At 45.8% G+C, this 16,651-nt stretch carries 19 protein-coding genes and 1 tRNA gene; 7 read left to right on the top strand and 13 right to left on the bottom strand.

Features of this window, described 5'->3' with window-relative positions:
- Positions 1–70: 70 nt before the first annotated feature.
- From R8O11_RS19855 to R8O11_RS19915, 13 genes are all read right to left on the bottom strand, one after another.
- Positions 71–598 carry a hypothetical protein gene (locus tag R8O11_RS19855; RefSeq protein ID WP_318194380.1) on the bottom strand — a complete coding sequence of 176 codons (528 nt, stop codon included), beginning with the start codon at positions 596–598 and terminating at the stop codon, positions 71–73.
- 10 nt (positions 599–608) lie between these two features.
- Entirely contained in the window at positions 609–929 is a 321-nt protein-coding gene (locus tag R8O11_RS19860; protein WP_281190253.1) for a hypothetical protein, read from the bottom strand.
- On the bottom strand, positions 926–1,507 hold the full coding sequence (locus R8O11_RS19865; RefSeq protein WP_318194381.1) for a regulatory protein GemA: 582 nt from the start codon (positions 1,505–1,507) through the stop codon (positions 926–928). The genes R8O11_RS19860 and R8O11_RS19865 overlap by 4 nt, the downstream gene beginning before the upstream one ends.
- Positions 1,500–1,694, bottom strand: a complete 195-nt coding sequence (locus R8O11_RS19870) for a hypothetical protein (RefSeq protein WP_318194382.1) — start codon at positions 1,692–1,694, stop codon at positions 1,500–1,502. The genes R8O11_RS19865 and R8O11_RS19870 overlap by 8 nt, the downstream gene beginning before the upstream one ends.
- 60 nt (positions 1,695–1,754) lie before the next feature.
- Positions 1,755–1,949 carry a hypothetical protein gene (locus R8O11_RS19875; protein WP_115206381.1) on the bottom strand — a complete coding sequence of 65 codons (195 nt, stop codon included), beginning with the start codon at positions 1,947–1,949 and terminating at the stop codon, positions 1,755–1,757.
- Positions 1,946–2,146, bottom strand: coding sequence for an ANR family transcriptional regulator (locus R8O11_RS19880; protein ID WP_115206382.1), 201 nt, complete (start codon positions 2,144–2,146; stop codon positions 1,946–1,948). Before R8O11_RS19880 ends, R8O11_RS19875 begins: the two co-directional genes overlap by 4 nt.
- An 11-nt stretch (positions 2,147–2,157) precedes the next feature.
- On the bottom strand, positions 2,158–2,772 hold the full coding sequence (locus tag R8O11_RS19885; protein ID WP_025636975.1) for a DUF3164 family protein: 615 nt from the start codon (positions 2,770–2,772) through the stop codon (positions 2,158–2,160).
- Complete coding sequence (locus R8O11_RS19890; RefSeq protein ID WP_318194383.1) at positions 2,760–2,957, bottom strand: hypothetical protein; 198 nt, start codon at positions 2,955–2,957, stop codon at positions 2,760–2,762. Before R8O11_RS19890 ends, R8O11_RS19885 begins: the two co-directional genes overlap by 13 nt.
- Complete coding sequence (locus tag R8O11_RS19895) at positions 2,942–3,214, bottom strand: hypothetical protein (protein WP_025636973.1); 273 nt, start codon at positions 3,212–3,214, stop codon at positions 2,942–2,944. Before R8O11_RS19895 ends, R8O11_RS19890 begins: the two co-directional genes overlap by 16 nt.
- 73 nt (positions 3,215–3,287) lie before the next feature.
- A complete protein-coding gene (locus R8O11_RS19900) occupies positions 3,288–3,806 on the bottom strand; it encodes a helix-turn-helix domain-containing protein (protein ID WP_212577563.1) in 519 nt (172 codons plus the stop codon).
- Positions 3,806–4,318 carry a hypothetical protein gene (locus R8O11_RS19905; RefSeq protein ID WP_169636991.1) on the bottom strand — a complete coding sequence of 171 codons (513 nt, stop codon included), beginning with the start codon at positions 4,316–4,318 and terminating at the stop codon, positions 3,806–3,808. Before R8O11_RS19905 ends, R8O11_RS19900 begins: the two co-directional genes overlap by 1 nt.
- A gap of 10 nt (positions 4,319–4,328) precedes the next feature.
- Positions 4,329–5,036 (bottom strand): AAA family ATPase, encoded by a 708-nt coding sequence (locus tag R8O11_RS19910; protein ID WP_153645786.1) that lies wholly within the window; start codon positions 5,034–5,036, stop codon positions 4,329–4,331.
- A gap of 62 nt (positions 5,037–5,098) precedes the next feature.
- Complete coding sequence (locus R8O11_RS19915; protein WP_318194385.1) at positions 5,099–7,333, bottom strand: DNA-binding protein; 2,235 nt, start codon at positions 7,331–7,333, stop codon at positions 5,099–5,101.
- Between the two features lie 432 nt (positions 7,334–7,765).
- Between R8O11_RS19915 and R8O11_RS19920 the strand changes: the two genes are divergently transcribed.
- From R8O11_RS19920 to rsxD, 7 genes are all read left to right on the top strand, one after another.
- Positions 7,766–8,488: a helix-turn-helix transcriptional regulator gene (locus R8O11_RS19920; RefSeq protein WP_318194386.1), complete on the top strand. Its 723-nt coding sequence runs from the start codon at positions 7,766–7,768 to the stop codon at positions 8,486–8,488.
- A 259-nt stretch (positions 8,489–8,747) separates the two neighbouring features.
- Positions 8,748–8,823: transfer RNA gene (locus R8O11_RS19925), tRNA-Asn, on the top strand.
- A gap of 351 nt (positions 8,824–9,174) precedes the next feature.
- Positions 9,175–11,472 (top strand): formate C-acetyltransferase, encoded by a 2,298-nt coding sequence (gene pflB, locus R8O11_RS19930; protein WP_054576231.1) that lies wholly within the window; start codon positions 9,175–9,177, stop codon positions 11,470–11,472.
- A 305-nt stretch (positions 11,473–11,777) separates the two neighbouring features.
- A complete protein-coding gene (rsxA, locus tag R8O11_RS19935; protein ID WP_005380762.1) occupies positions 11,778–12,356 on the top strand; it encodes an electron transport complex subunit RsxA in 579 nt (192 codons plus the stop codon).
- Between the two features lie 3 nt (positions 12,357–12,359).
- Positions 12,360–12,956, top strand: coding sequence for an electron transport complex subunit RsxB (rsxB, locus tag R8O11_RS19940; protein WP_005380760.1), 597 nt, complete (start codon positions 12,360–12,362; stop codon positions 12,954–12,956).
- An 8-nt stretch (positions 12,957–12,964) separates the two neighbouring features.
- On the top strand, positions 12,965–15,601 hold the full coding sequence (gene rsxC / locus R8O11_RS19945; RefSeq protein ID WP_318194387.1) for an electron transport complex subunit RsxC: 2,637 nt from the start codon (positions 12,965–12,967) through the stop codon (positions 15,599–15,601).
- Positions 15,601–16,647: an electron transport complex subunit RsxD gene (gene rsxD, locus R8O11_RS19950; RefSeq protein ID WP_033907336.1), complete on the top strand. Its 1,047-nt coding sequence runs from the start codon at positions 15,601–15,603 to the stop codon at positions 16,645–16,647. The genes rsxC and rsxD overlap by 1 nt, the downstream gene beginning before the upstream one ends.
- Positions 16,648–16,651: the final 4 nt, after the last annotated feature.

Here is a 16,651-nt window from a genome sequence, read left to right on the forward strand (position 1 = left end):
AAGAAAACAAGAATTCAACCACAAAAAAAACCACTCCGAAGAGTGGCTTGAGTAAAAGGTAGATGGATTTTTAAGGTTGCCAGTCAAGTTCTTTCAATCGACTAGCAATAGAGCTTTCCTTACCTAACGGGTCTTGCCCTGCCTTGATCATGCGTTCGGCCTGTTCAAAGTACCAAGCTGAACCATCATCTTTTGGCTGATTCACTTGCGGCCCTGATTGCTTGCCATCTGGAGAGCCTCCTAAACGCGTGGCTGCAGACTGATAGACCTGCTTTAGGTAGTTGTGGTTTGCCAAGGGTTTTGAATCGCTATAGCTAGAACGTTTTTCATGAATCTTGCTTACCGTTTCCGCTAAGGCCGACGCCAGGACGTGGTCTGCTCGATACTTCTCCAAGACTTCTCGCAACAGCTTCACCGCTCGCGCATTGGATAAATCCTGCTTGGCCGGACGAAACAGCCCCAAGTAACTCAACATAGGTTTGGCGACAAAATCAGGCAACTTTGCCACCTCTCCCAAAAGTTCTCGACCTGCATCATCCTGAACCAGCGCCTCTAGGTGCAAGTTGGCATGACAAACAGGACATCTCGATAACTTCATTCAGAACCTCCTAATGTAATGCGTCTATAGCTAGGTTGAACTGAATAGAAATTGATCCTTCAAAATTGGGGTTTGAGTACTGTTCCATGATCTTAGTATCTACACCTTCAGTTGTAATCGCGAACTCCACGCCATGCTCTAACACGGAAGTCGATACACTCTCAATTAGCGTTCCTGATGCTTCTGCAACATTATCTAAGCCATTAATTATGATTCCGAGTTCCTGACACGAGATTGTGGTGTCCCCAGCTTCGCCAACGATATCGATGCTAATTCTTTTATTTTCAATAGTGTGTTTGATGATGGCTTGTATCACTTGTTTAAAATTCATTTTGAAAGTTCCTTGTTCTTATCGAGATTGTTCTGATAAGCCTCAACTAATAGGGCGTAACCAGCTGGCTTACATGTTTTGGCGTTAATAGGGATGCACCACCCTTTTAAAGTCATGTCATCTATCATGACGCGGCGGTGCCAGCGCTTGAGTGCTTCTAGTACCTGCGTAGCTTGGTCTTCATCACACCAGGCAATGCAATCCACTTTGTCTTTTTGATTTTTAAGGATGCGCTGAGTGTATTTATCTAGCGCACTTTCAGAGCGGTCACGAACAAAACCATGGATTGCCATCGAGATCCAAATGGCACGGCACTTATCAATAATGGTGTTTTTCGACTTACCTGACTTAGGGCTTAAACGGCGTTTAAATGGTGTTTTACCTTTAGGCAATGTGCGTTTAAATCCTTTGGTTTCTAGTGCCGAAAGTACTTGTTCCAGCTCTTTGATGTTCATTTTGCTGCAGGAGGTTTTGCCCGTTTCGCTTTCCAGTAGTAAGCGATAAACATCATCTTCCAGAGCCAGCTCGCGTTTGGCTACATGGATGATTTGGATAAGGCGGTTGCGTTGGTTAGTCATCGCGTTCCGCCTCCACTGCCAATTTACAGCTTGGGCAGTAACTAAACCCTACATCCCAATCAAAGTCCCAACCGTTACCAGTTTCTGCCTTTTCAACTTCAATCACACCATCGTCTGGATGTTCTATACGGAGGTCTAGCTCTTCATGACACCCGTTACCGTCACATACTAACTTTGCTTCAAACATAATATTTCCTAAATTTTGGGTAAAAAAATCCCCGCGATAGCGGGGACATACATCTATTGGCTACCGTTCTAAGTGCTCTATGGCATCACTGGTTGGGGCGGACCATCGCCCTTGCACCCATCGCAGGGCGGCTATCACACCATCTTCATAGGTATCGTCTGGGTATCCCGTTCCTTCGATTTCAATCAGTGTTTGCGCAAGGTCGATTTCTTTCTCTACGGCCTCTTGGTCATGAGGGCTGGTAAACTGTGTCATGCTGCCTCCTTCTCGTAACGCCAAGCCCACTTCTCACAAAACTGAGAACGACTTTCTGCCCAGTGGCGGTTCTCCGGCTTAACTGCATAGCTTGCTGCTACCTGCCAGGCAAAAGCGGCGTCTTTGAGATAACCTACTCTTTCTAAACTGGCTGCATGCTCGGCAAAGTCTGGATAGCTACTTTTTTCCTTTATCATCGAGTCATTCCTTAGAGCTTTGAGATATCGAGAGGGAACTGCTTGTACTGGCCATTTTCCTGACGCTCATAAATACGCAGGTAAGCACTGGTTCCCGTGACTTGTACTGAATCGGCAATCGCTTCCATGGCTTCCATCCAGTCAGGCTCATCGATATTGAGTGAGCGTAAAGAGAGCACGGAGTTCAAATCAATGTGGCCTTGCTTATTGACTCGAAAGGCGTGCTCCACCAGCGCTTTAATGTGGTCATTTGCGCCTTCTGACCAACGACTGATGCAGCTGTCAATCTTGCTCTTCGCTACTTGAATACGTTCATCAAATACGCGGTGCTCACCCACAGCACGCATCAACTTGTACTTGCCATCAAACGACAGCAACGAAACGTTGCCTTTGGTACCGCCATACTTCACGTCGTATTCTTCTGCAGACAGGTCAACAAAATCACGAATCTGGCTCATTGCTATGGCTTTGAATTCAGCTAATGCTTGTTGAGCGGCCTTGGCCTTCTCCACGATTCCAGTGACCAAATCATCACGTAAGATATCAATATCTTTAACCTGTGATTCAGGCACTAACGTGCCGTTCGCTTTTAGGCGATAGCCTTCTGGTACTGCTACTTCTGACATTTGATAATTCCTTGTGGTTTGGCGCATTCAGGAAGCGCAAGTAAGACTTTTTTGGTTAGCTTTTCAGCCAACTGGTTAATGCCGCTGCAACCACCTTCATTGGTGACAACCGTGTAACACAGCTTGCTGTTATCCGTATCTAGAGATATGTCGATAACCACTTGGGCACTTAATGCAGTCGACATGGCAGATCTCCTTGCTTCCAGTTCACGGTGCAACCATCAACCTGCAGTGTATAAACCGTGGAATAAACGCCCTTTAAAAACTGTTTAATCTCGATGGCTCTAGCTTTCATTTCAGGCGTTGGCTGTTCGATATTAATAATCACGCCGCGTGGTGTTTTCATTGCTACTACTACTTTGCAACCGTAGTGGCGAAGCTTCTTGATAACGTGGGAAGCCTGTCTTTCTTGGTTGCTGATTGTGTTCGTTGTAATGGTCATAAATCACCTTCCTTGTGAACCAGTTTCCTCCTTTATATAGGAGGAAGCTGATTCACTTCGGTTATTGTTTTGGCTATTTTTTATACTTCGCTGCCCAAAGTAGCTGGTTGTATTTGGCTGCGAGTTTTATTAACTCCGCCTCCAGCAATTCGTTTAAGCGAAGCGAGTTGCCTTTTGCTTCTCTCTTCAAAAACGCCAATTGGTTATCCAGGTTGTAGATGTCGTTTTCTTCCGAAACTACGCTGATAGCTTTAGTGTTGGTGGTTTGCTCCAATTTCGAATGAGGACAACCTGAACGACAAGCCTTGTACAACCGTACTCGCTCCCTGTTGGACGAAGAAAACGGGCGCTGCTGATTATCTGCACATTCGTGTATTGGGATGTCACCTTTGACAGGACAAGTCACTGTCCTTGTCAGGTACATACCCTCAACTTTGATTCGGATATCCTCCACAGAACCTGGATAAACACCTCGAAGCGTTTGGCTGAGTTTAGATGTGCTGATGCCCAGCTCCTTCGCAACTTTGTTCTGAGAGTTACCAGGCTTTTCTATCTCTGCTTTTAACGCATCCAACCAAGTTTTTTCACTCATCAGGTTTCCTCCTGAAAAGGAAAGAAGCGCCCTTTAATCATCACTCCATCGGCCGTAATTTCTGGACATGCGCTACTCAAGTTAGCGTTCAAGCGGTAAAGCTCTCCGTCTGGGCCATTAACCTTGCGGATGATCTTCGCTTTCATTAACGGACGTAAAAAATTACGTCCTGTAGATAGAGCAGCTGAAGACGTCGCGCATAAGTCATGAAGAGAAAAGACTTTGAGTACTCGACATGAATTCCATAACCGTTGATTTACTTTGGGGCGATTCGGTCTTTTCTTTTTTAAGAACCGATTAGGAATTGGGCTAGGGTCGACAACGCGATATCGACTCTTTAAAAGGCTTGGCCCCTTATCCACCAACTCCACTCGCCCTAACTCAACTAGCATTGAAATAAGGCTCTTGGTTCTTGAATTGTTTAACTCTACTGCCTGCACTATCTGCATCCCGGTGAACTCCTTGCCACCGAACTGCTTGATATACGACCAAGCAAGCTGTCGCTCTGTCATAACACCCTCGCTAAGCTCTCATACCGTGGAAAGGCTGATCGCCCCACGCATCGAGCGTGACAAGATCGAGGTCATTGGCGATTGCTAGAGATTCAATTTTTTGCAGACCAATAGTGATTCGACGTAGCTCACCACCAGTTGCCATGCGGAGGTGCTCTAACAAGTCATCCTCAACTTGAATATCATGCTCAAGCAGAGATTCAGCCATGGTTCTGACGTCACTAATGTCGGCGGGTTTGAATTCGACCCATTCAGAAATACGGTTGTAAAACTGTTTATGGCTGCTAATACGACGTGCAATTTGGTCCATCCCGATGAGGATGATTGGTACCTCAGTACCATCATATAAATCACGAATGGTTTCGAGCAGGCGCTTGTCATTCATCAAGTAATCCGCTTCATCAATGAACAATGGGCGCTCGTGCATACTCATCTGCTCAATGATGAAGTCCACATTTTTGCTGATGCGATGCATTGGCTGTGCGCCAAGTTCTTCAACAATTCGTTGCAGCAAGCTGCTTGTCGAATCATGCGCTCGGGTACTGACATAAATGCCATTGACCTGATTGTAGAGGTAGGTTGTTGTTGTGGTCTTTCCTAGCCCGCTGGGTCCATGCAGCAAACCGATACCAGGAACGCCATATGAGCGTTGTAACAACATCTCTAATGCGATCTGTGTAGCAAGAAGGTTTTTAACTGGTGCAACTACTGGTTTCATTGCTAAACTCCTTTATAGCACTTTTAAGTTTTAACTTTTACTGACGGTGTTTATATGGCGCATCATGCTTGGCGGCGGTGCGCCATAATATTTTCAATAGCCTTACGGCTGAATTTGTTCTCTGGGTTCTTCAAATACTTCGTTAAGAATTCCTCCTCTTTTTCAGTTAACTCACGTTCAAGAGATTGACTGGCAATGTATTTCGCCTTCTCATGAATGTTTCTGATTGCCATGCCTTTCTGTTCTCGAACCTGTTCTTCTTGTTGAATTAGGTGCTGCCTTGCTATCTCTAAGCGCTCCAGCTCATCTTCACTTCGAGAGGTGTCTTTGTGCTTCGCTTTGTTGGCTTTTGATAGTGCGCCTAATACTTGGTTGTCTACCGTTTCAGCTGGTAGATCCAACCCTGCCAGGTTGTTTTTGGCCTTATCAGCTGCCAGAGATTCAGCGTATTGAGTGTCAATGCCGAACTCACTTTGCAGGCGCTTAGCACTTTTTCGGAAGTTGCTAATTTCTTTGTTGAACTTCTTACGAGCTGCTCTGAACTTCTCAGGTGAGATGCTCTTACCGACCAACTCATCGTTAACCGCTTCAACGTAAGTGCCGATGTCTTCCAACGAGTAAAGGGTTGCGGAGCCAACATCAGATGGGTCCAAAAATACGCGTACTTTTTTGCGGTCCCAGTCTGGATTCATTAGCTCTGGAGCTGTGTACCTAACTGATTGTGCTTTCACACCGCCGCGTATTACGGTTGCTTCACCAACAAAGTTGAGTAGAAGGTCGATACTGTGCGGGTCTGACAGTTTTCTTGGCTTGTAGCCACTAGATACATAACGGTTAAATGGCGTATCACCTTTAAGCCCTTCGTGCGCCGTGTGGTTGTATCGATGCTCTAGCCAATCGTTCATGACCTCTTCTAATTGAGCAGGGGTTAATGCCAACTCTAACGCTTCTTTTTGTAGCTTCTTCTTGCCTTCACCAATTCTCTGAGCAAAAGCTTTCGCCGCTTCAATTTGCTGTCTATCAGAGACACTGTGACCAATGTAACCAGGCAGTAACTCAAATAGAGCTCGGCTTAGCGTCCCGAAAAATCGCTCGACATATGGCTTTTCCCAACCAGAGAACGGATTAGCTCTCGACTGATCCAAATCCAGCATCTGCATTACGGTACTAACTCGATTCGAAACGTAGTCAGACCCGTTATCGGTACGAGCTACACCACCAGGGTTTAGGATGCCCCAATCGAGGATACATTTACGCAGTAGCAGACAAATGCCTTCTGACGATGATGTAGGAGCAAGCAATAGTTTCACTCTGCGGCTGTAGACATCGATCGCAGCAATGATGCTGTGTCTAACCAGCTTGCCATCCACGTTTAACTGAACGTCTGTTGGCGTACTATCGAACTCCCAGCAATCGTTAGGAGCTGAGATCCATGGGTACATTTTCCCGTATAGAGGTCGATGCTTATTGTTGTATGCGTCGGGGTTGGTCAAGTTGGTAAACTTCGCCCCATTACCCGCAAGCCACTTATCTCGCCAACGGCAAACAGAGCTGGCCGAAGGAATATTCCAATGCGGGAACGCAGACGACTTTTCCTTTAGCATTCTGTGCATCACATTTGGTCGCTTCGCTAAGTGAGGTTTGTTAGTAATCAGCGCAATTAGGTAATTCTGAATTTCTGGTTGTTGCTCGATAAGCCCTGATTTTTTATTGGACTCATACTTACCAGCTAAACGTGCAATACCTTCCTGCTCTAACTGCTTTTTCCAACGACGCAACGTACTGAAGCTGACTTGGGATACCTCTCTTAGAATCCAGTTATCCAGCTCAAGCAGACCGCTGTTGTATGCATTAACGAACTCGTGCTCTCCTACAACTAAGTTGTTGGCCAGTTTGAATGGTTCCAGAAACATAGCTCTCAACTCTACAATCCGTGCTCTGGCGTTAGCTCGGTTCTGCTGAGACTCAGGCAAGCTATTTAAGGCAATAGCTGACTTCATTCTCGCTTGACGAGTCGAAGCAACAGACTGCTTCTCACCACCTTCGAATAATGCAACGTCTTTTACGGCTTCTTGTGTGGCTTTATCAGACTTAGCCAACTTAGAAACCATCATTTTTTGCAGGTAAGATCTGGTTTCTAGTGGTAGTGAAGATATGTGATATTCACTGCCCTTACCTTTGGTACGCTTCTGAGATTTCCATAGCTCCTTCTGTGCTTTTGTTCTTACATTCCTATCGGTACTAGGTAACCCTGGTAGCCCAGCTAGCTCAGTTGGAGTAAACCATTCCTTATTCATGCGGACCTCCAACCAAATCATGCCCAATCGTTTCAGACAGCTTTTTCATAATATCCATGTAAATTCTGCCCTTAATTTTCTTTTGGGATTCCGGTGCATGTATTTGAATACACTTCTGCACCGTCCTAGGCGAGTAACCCTGCTCGATAGCCCAACTGCGACAGCTATAACCTTTGCGGATTAAAGCTGCATGTATGTCTCTTGCAGTGACTATATCCATGCTTTCAGTTACACTCTTGTTCTCGTTCGCACTGCGAACTCTTAATTAAAACGAACTACAGTACGCACTGCGCACTGTGGTAATGATAATAGTGCGTACCGGAGTTAATTTCAACACCAAAGTACGCATCCGTTTCAATTAATGCGATCTTTAGCTATTAAAGAAATATATATCTTTGATTTGATTGGATATTTTTAAAAACGGATCTTCACATGACAAAACGGATCGATGATCCGATTCAGCCAGAAGGAATCGGATCGGTAGCTGTGCGCCTGGAACAATTGATTGGCGAAGAAAGCTTACGCCAGTTCGCAAAGCGTACTGAAGTAACAGAAGGAGCTTTAAGAAAGATACTTAAAGGCTCGATACCCAACCTAGAAACAGCATTTAAGATAGCCTCAGCCTGTGGTGTATCTATTGATTGGTTGGCAACAGGCAAAGAAAGCAGTAGAGATGGCAAAGTAGCTGAGGCTGCTCCCGTTAAACCTTCTCCTATCAATCCAGTAGAAGTGTTTGAAGAGGAGTTTTGCTTAGTCCCAGGCTTCCATATCCAAGTTTCAGCTGGTAATGGGTGTGATGCATTTGACCAGGAACCTAAGCGCTGGCTGGCTTTCAGAAAGAAATACCTTAAGTTCAAGAGATTAAACCCTGAGCGCTGTGCTGTTGTGTTCGTGAGAGGCGACTCTATGGCCGACACGATCACGGACAATGACTCATTGTTGGTTGATAGGGATTCAACAACCCCTATTGACGGCAAAATATACGTGGTTCGCCTGGGTGATGAGCTTTATGCCAAAAGAATCCAGAAGAGCTATGACGGTTCACTGACTCTTATCAGTGACAACAAGGATTACGCGCCAATCGAAGTACCAAAAGACAAGCTAGATCAGTTGTGCATCGTAGGCCGTGTGGTTCAGAGAGCTACAGACATTTAAATGAGCTTTAAACGCCAAATCGGATGCTCTTTATCAATTTGAGCGTTTTCTCATTTTTTGCGCTAACTAGAAAAATTTCAGCAGATTTTTTTCATTTCTAGTGGATTTTGTTTTTTCGAGCTGATAGTATCCTCAGCCGTTGAAAGACGTGGCCTTCCGACTTATTTCGGCCAAATCCTATCTATTCCTTATGTTTTTCATATTAGATGGTAGGTTACAAGTGCTCGGTAAGATTCGTCCCGCTTTCAAGCAAAGCAATTCCTCCTTAGCTCAGTTGGTAGAGCGACGGACTGTTAATCCGCAGGTCGCTGGTTCGAGCCCAGCAGGAGGAGCCAGATTATAGAAAAGCCGTGTCGCAAGACACGGCTTTTTTTGTATCTTAATCGCCATGAAATCTAAGCCAATCTAGGCGCCATAAAATCACACCGAAAAAAGTTCAAATTACAGAACTCATAACATTGTCATAGATAGTGTTCTCACAGCACCACACATTTAATTCTGTCTCTTTTCTAGCAAAACACAATCGTAAATAGTTGAATCTATTATTAATGCAATTTAATCATTAAAAAAATGAAAAGCATTCATTTTACTCATAATAAATAAATCCATACGATTAAAAGGGTTAAGAATGGTTCCGTCCTACTCGTCGCCTCCATTCTAATTATCAATAACTTAGGGATTTACTTATGACTATTCCGACAACTGACATGCTAGATGCATGGGCTGGATTTACTGCTGGTGAATGGCAAAACTCTGTCAACACTCGTGACTTCATCCAAAAAAACTATACACCCTATGAGGGAGACGAGACTTTCTTAGCTGAAGTTAGCGAATCCACTTCAGCATTATGGAACCAAGTGCTTGAAGGCATAAAACAAGAAAGCCGCACACACGCCCCTATTGATTTTGACACAGACTTGCCCTCAACAATCACTTCCCACGATGCAGGCTACATCAACAAAGATCTGGAAAAGATCGTTGGCTTACAAACTGATCAACCGCTAAAACGTGCAATCATCGCCAATGGCGGGATTCGCATGGTCAAAAACTCTTGCGAAGTTTATGGCCGCGAGCTGGATCCAACGGTTGAAAAAATCTTCACTGAATACCGTAAAACTCACAACAAAGCGTGTTTCGACCTTTACACCAAAGAAATCCTAGCGTGTCGTAAATCCGGCATCATTACGGGTCTTCCTGATGCCTATGGCCGTGGTCGTATTATTGGTGACTATCGCCGTCTCGCCCTATACGGTATCGACTTCTTAAAAGCAGACAAAAAAGAACAATACAATTCAACACAAACGTTCTTAGAACAAGGCAACGATCTTGAGAAAACACTTCGTCTTCGCGAAGAAATAGCCGATCAAGTTCAAGCACTTGAAGACATTCGTCAAATGGGTCTGAAATACGGTATTGATATGTCGCTACCTGCAAAAACAGCACAAGAAGCGATCCAATTTACCTACTTTGGCTACCTAGCGGCGGTTAAATCGCAAAACGGCGCAGCAATGTCACTGGGCCGTACTTCGACTTTCCTAGACGTCTATCTAGAACGCGATATCGCAAACGGTTTGATTGATGAATCACAAGCGCAAGAAATGATTGACCACTTCATCATGAAGCTACGCATGGTTCGCTTCCTACGCACACCAGAATACGATTCATTGTTCTCTGGCGACCCAATCTGGGCAACCGAAGCCATGGCTGGTATGGGCGTTGATGGCCGTACGCTAGTATCTAAAACGACATTCCGGTACTTACATACACTACATACTATGGGCCCTGCTCCTGAGCCAAACATGACGATTCTTTGGTCAGAGCAATTACCTGAAGCGTTCAAGCAATACGCTGCAAAAGTGTCGATTGATACCTCTTCTGTTCAATACGAAAACGACGATCTAATGCGTCCTGATTTCAACAATGACGACTACGCGATTGCCTGTTGTGTGAGCCCGCAAATTGTTGGTCAGCACATGCAATTCTTTGGTGCACGTGCCAACCTTGCAAAAGCACTGCTTTACACCATCAATGGTGGTATCGATGAAAAATCGAAAGCGCAAGTGGGTCCGGTAGTGGACAAAGTTCAAGATGAAATTCTCGACTTTGACGCTTTGATGCCTCGTTTCGACAATATGTTGGAGTGGCTAGCAACGCAATACGTCACAGCGTTGAACATCATCCATTACTCACATGACCGTTACAGCTACGAAGCATCACTGATGGCATTGATGGATCGCGACGTGCACCGCACCATGGCGTGTGGTATTGCAGGTCTGTCTGTTGTCGCTGACTCTTTGGCGGCAATTAAATACGCGACCGTGAAACCTGTTCGTGATGAAGATGGCATCGCCGTTGATTTTGAAATCGAAGGTGATTATCCAAAATTTGGCAACAACGATGCCCGTGTTGATGACATCGCTTGTGATCTAGTTGAGCGCTTCATGAAGAAAATTCAGAAGATGCACACCTACCGCGAAGCAGTGCCAACTCAATCGATTTTAACAATCACATCTAACGTGGTTTACGGTAAAAAAACGGGTAATACACCTGATGGCCGTCGCGCAGGTATGCCTTTTGGGCCGGGTGCAAACCCAATGCACGGTCGTGATGAAAAAGGGGCGGTTGCGTCTCTGGCATCGGTGTCTAAATTACCGTTCGCTTACGCTAAAGATGGTATTTCTTACACTTTCTCAATTGTGCCGAACGCATTGGGTAAAGATGAATTAAGTCAGAAGAAAAACCTAGCCGCGCTAATGGATGGTTACTTCCATCACGAAGCAAGCAACGAGGGCATTGCGATTGAAGGTGGTCAACACCTTAACGTCAACGTTCTAGACCGAGAGATGTTATTGGATGCGGTTGAACATCCAGAGAAATACCCTCAGTTGACGATTCGAGTGTCTGGTTATGCGGTACGTTTTAACTCTCTAACGACAGAGCAACAGCAAGACGTCATCACTCGTACTTTCACAAGTAAGATATAAACATAGTCCATCAAGCACTCAGAAGATTTAAATAATTAGCTTGTAAATATGCATTGCCCGCTTCTCTTTTCTACCTGGGAGAGGCGGGCTTTTTTTAAAATCACACATTAGATGAAAATTAATAGGTAGTATCCTCTCGCTAACAATACATTCAGCAAACGATTCAATTTCTTATTGATTCATCAAAATACATCAATTAGACGACTATTTTTCCATCGTGTATGTAAAACCACATCGTTCACTGGTTGTTATTGGTGTCACAAAACACGATAATATCAAGATCGGATTTTAAGAACGTAATAACTATGACCGAATATGTTTTGTTGTTGGTCGGCACTGTGCTGGTGAACAACTTTGTACTGGTGAAGTTTTTGGGCCTATGTCCTTTCATGGGTGTGTCCAAAAAACTGGAAACAGCAATAGGTATGGGCTTAGCGACAACTTTTGTGCTAACGCTCGCGTCAGTGTGTGCGTATTTAGTGGAAAGCTACATCCTTCGTCCACTAGGTATTGAGTACCTTCGAACCATGAGTTTTATTTTGGTGATAGCCGTTGTGGTGCAGTTCACCGAAATGGTTGTGCACAAAACCAGCCCGACGCTTTATCGCTTGCTTGGCATTTTCTTACCGCTGATCACAACAAACTGCGCAGTATTGGGCGTGGCACTTCTTAACATTAATGAAAACCATAACTTTATTGAATCGATCATCTACGGCTTCGGCGCCGCTGTTGGTTTCTCATTGGTGTTGATACTTTTTGCATCCATGCGAGAGCGCATAGCCGCCGCCGACGTTCCTGTACCTTTTAAAGGTGCATCAATAGCAATGATTACAGCAGGTTTAATGTCACTCGCCTTTATGGGCTTTACAGGTTTGGTGAAGTAAGCGATGAGTACGATTTTAATTGCGATTATCGCGTTAGCGGTTCTGGCTGCGATTTTCGGCGCGATACTTGGTTTTGCTTCTATTCGCTTTAAAGTTGAAGCGGACCCTATTGTGGATCAAATCGACGCCATTTTACCGCAAACTCAATGCGGTCAATGTGGCTACCCTGGTTGCCGCCCTTATGCTGAAGCAATTGCAAATGGCGACCACATAAACAAATGTCCACCTGGTGGTCAGGCAACAATCGAAAAGCTCGCCGACTTAATGGGTGTTGAGCCAGAAGAATCTGCGCACGATCTCGACAGCAAAATTCCAACCGTTGCGTTTATTCATGAAGACATGTGTATTGGCTGCACTAAGTGTATTCAGGCGTGTCCGGTGGATGCAATTGTAGGCGGAACAAAGGCGGTCCATACCGTAATCAAAGACGAATGTACGGGCTGTGACTTGTGTGTTGCCCCATGTCCGACTGATTGTATTGAAATGATTCCTGTGGCAACGACCACAGAAAGCTGGAAGTGGCAACTTCACTCCATTCCGGTACTTAACATTACGGATGCTGCCGACAATGCAGCGAACGTGAAAGATTCAATTAAGTAAGGTTTCACATGTTGTCTTTGATTGAACAAATTCGTACAGGCGCGCTTTGGGATTTCCCAGGTGGTGTGCATCCGGCAGAAAATAAAAAGCAGTCCAACAAAACTGAACTCGCTCATGCGGCTATCCCGTCAGAAATTGTATTGCCGCTAAAACAGCACATTGGTAAAGCGGGTAACCTACTGGTTGCCGAAGGTGACTACGTATTAAAAGGTCAGCCATTAACGCAATCGGAGACCGGCTTTACGGTTCCAGTGCATGCTCCAACATCAGGTACGCTCACCGCGATTGAGCCACGAACTGTCGCGCACCCTTCTGGGTTAAGTGAGTTGTGCGCAGTCATCACGCCTGATGGGAAAGATGCATGGTGTGAAAGAAACCCCGTCGCAGATTACCAACAAGAAACCCCTGACGCACTGATTGATATTATTCGTCTCGCTGGTATTTCTGGTATGGGTGGCGCAGGCTTCCCTACTGCAAAAAAAATCCAATCAGGTTTTGCTCGTACCGAGATTCTTATCGTTAATGCAGCAGAGTGCGAGCCATACATCACGTCTGATGACAAGCTCATGCAAGAACATGCCGAAGAGCTTATTCAAGGTATCGAAATTGTCGAACATATCCTGACACCAAAGCTCACGATTATTGGCATTGAAGACAACAAACCAGAAGCAATCAAAGCGCTAGAAGCTGCGGCTATAAACAAAGATATCGTTATTCGCGTTATCCCAACTAAATACCCTTCTGGCGGTGAAAAACAGCTGATCAAAATTTTAACCAATAAAGAAGTGCCAAGTGGCGCGATTCCAGCCGATATTGGTATTTTGGTTCAGAATGTTGGTTCTCTTTACGCTATAAAACGCGCAGTCATCGACGGTGAGCCGATGATAAAACGCATCGTGACTCTCACTGGTAAAACCTTCAAACAACCACGCAACGTTTGGGCATTATTAGGGACACCAGTACAAGCACTGTTGGATGAGTTTGGCTATAAAGCAGATAAGAAGTTACAGCGTTTAATTATGGGTGGGCCAATGATGGGCTTTACCCTTCCTCACTCCCAAGTGCCGATTACCAAGACAGCAAACTGTATCCTTGCTCCGACTCGTCGTGAGATCTCTCCGCACCAGTATGAGATGGAATGTATTCGCTGTAGCCAATGTGCAGAAGCGTGCCCTGCTTCGCTGCTGCCTCAACAACTGCAATGGCATGCAAAAGCTGAAGAGTATGACAAACTCGAAGAATTAAACTTAAAGGATTGTATCGAGTGCGGCGCTTGTGCGTTTGTATGTCCAAGTGAAATTCCGCTCGTACAGTACTACCGCCAAGCGAAAGCAGAAATTAGAACTAGAACACAAGAAGCGGAAGCTGCAGAGCGAGCAAAACTGCGTTTTGAAGAGAAAAAAGCGCGTATGGAACGCGAAAAAGCAGAACGTGAAAATCGCTTCAAGAAAGCTGCCGATCAGCGCCGTAAAGAGATGAAGTCTTCTGGCGGCGATGATGCGATAGCAGCAGCAATCGCACGAGTGAAAGCTCAAAAGACAGAAACCACAGAAAAAACAGAGCCAGCAGTAAAACCAGCCGTAGCGGCAGCCATTGCCAAAGCGAAGGCGAAACAAGCGGCAGCAGCTAAAGCAGGCTCTAGTGAACCTGATAACTCAGAAATGGCAAAACTGCGCGAAGAGCGCAAACGTCTTGCTCGCGAACGGAAAGCGCAAAAAGAACAAGGCGAAACGCCAGACAATAACGCTGATGATAAAAAGTCGGCAGTTGCGGCCGCCATCGCCCGAGCTAAAGCGAAAAAAGCACAACAAGAAGATTCAACTGAATCTGTAGAATCGGAAACGTCTGCACAGCAAGACAGCGATCCGAAGAAAGCCGCGGTTGCTGCTGCCATTGCACGTGCCAAAGCACGTAAAGCGAAGCAAGCAGACTCAACTGAAGCGGAAGAAGCTGACGCACCTGCTGAGCAAACCGACGATCCGAAAAAAGCCGCAGTTGCCGCTGCAATTGCTCGAGCCAAAGCGCGCAAAGCTAAGCAAGCAGACTCAACCGAAGCGGAAGAAGCTGACGCACCTGCCGAGCAAACCGAAGATCCGAAAAAAGCCGCCGTGGCTGCTGCGATTGCACGTGCCAAAGCACGTAAAGCGAAGCAAGCAGACTCAACTGAAGCGGAAGAAGCTGAAGCACCTACTGAGCAAACCGACGATCCGAAAAAAGCCGCCGTGGCTGCTGCGATTGCACGTGCCAAAGCGCGAAAAGCGAAGCAAGCAGACTCAACTGAAGCGGAAGAAGCTGACGCACCTGCCGAGCAAACCGACGATCCGAAAAAAGCCGCAGTTGCCGCTGCCATTGCACGTGCCAAAGCGCGCAAAGCGAAGCAAGCAGACTCAGCTGAAGCGGAAGAAGCTGAAGCACCTGCCGAGCAAACCGAAGATCCGAAAAAAGCCGCCGTGGCAGCTGCCATCGCTCGAGCCAAAGCGCGCAAAGCGAAGCAAGAAACGCAAACAGAGCCTGTTGAAGAAGCAACCTCCGAAGAACCAGAAGTGGATCCGAAGAAAGCCGCGGTTGCCGCAGCAATTGCGCGCGCGAAGGCACGCAAAGCGCAACAAGAAGCTAATAAAAATAATACTGAGGAGAACGAGTAGTGTCGTTTTTTATTGCCAGTTCACCGCATACCCACAGTCGTCGTAATACGCCAGACTTAATGAAATGGGTGGCACTTTGCGCACTTCCAGGTTTAGTAGCTCAAACCTACTTCTTTGGCTGGGGTACGCTGATTCAGCTGATTTTTGCCATTGCAGTCGCTGTATCCCTTGAAGCCTTAGTCATGATCTGTCGTAAACGCTCACCAATGAGAGCGCTACGTGATAACAGTGCAATAGTTACCGCTTGGTTGTTAGCCGTTGCTATACCACCATGGTCTCCGTGGTGGATTATGGTGATCGGGCTTATTTTTGCGATAGTAATCGCTAAACACCTCTATGGTGGCCTTGGACAAAACTTATTCAACCCTGCAATGGTCGCTTATGTGGTCTTGTTGATCTCTTTCCCAGTACAAATGACGAGTTGGAGTGCACCGACATCACTCATACCTGATCATGTAAATTTTGCAGATACACTCTCTTTAATTTTTACGGGCTATGATTACGACGGCTTATCACTTCAGCAAGTTCGCTCAGGTGTTGACGGCGTGACAATGGCGACACCACTTGATGCATTTAAGACTGGCATTCTTACAGGTGCCACTCCAAGCGAAGTAATGTCGCAGCCAATATTTGATGGCTTAGGTGGTATTGGTTGGCAATGGGTAAACCTTGCTTACCTTCTTGGCGGCATAGTCATGATCAAAAAGCGTATCATCCAATGGTATATTCCAGCAGGTTTCCTTGCGAGTCTGACTCTGTTTAGCCTAGTGTTCACGTTGCTGACGCCAGGGGAAACTGCGTCGCCAATTTTACACTTGTTATCTGGTGCAACCATGCTTGGCGCATTCTTTATTGCAACCGATCCCGTTTCGGCGTCTACCACCGTCAAAGGACGTTTAATCTTCGGTGCGCTTATTGGTGCTTTGGTTTTTATCATTCGCAGTTGGGGCGGTTTCCCAGATGGTGTTGCATTTGCAGTGTTGCTTGCAAATATGTGTGTGCCACTGATCGATTACTACACCAAACCTAGAACTTACGGTCACTGAGGTA

Source organism: Vibrio sp. 1288, from assembly GCF_033344475.1.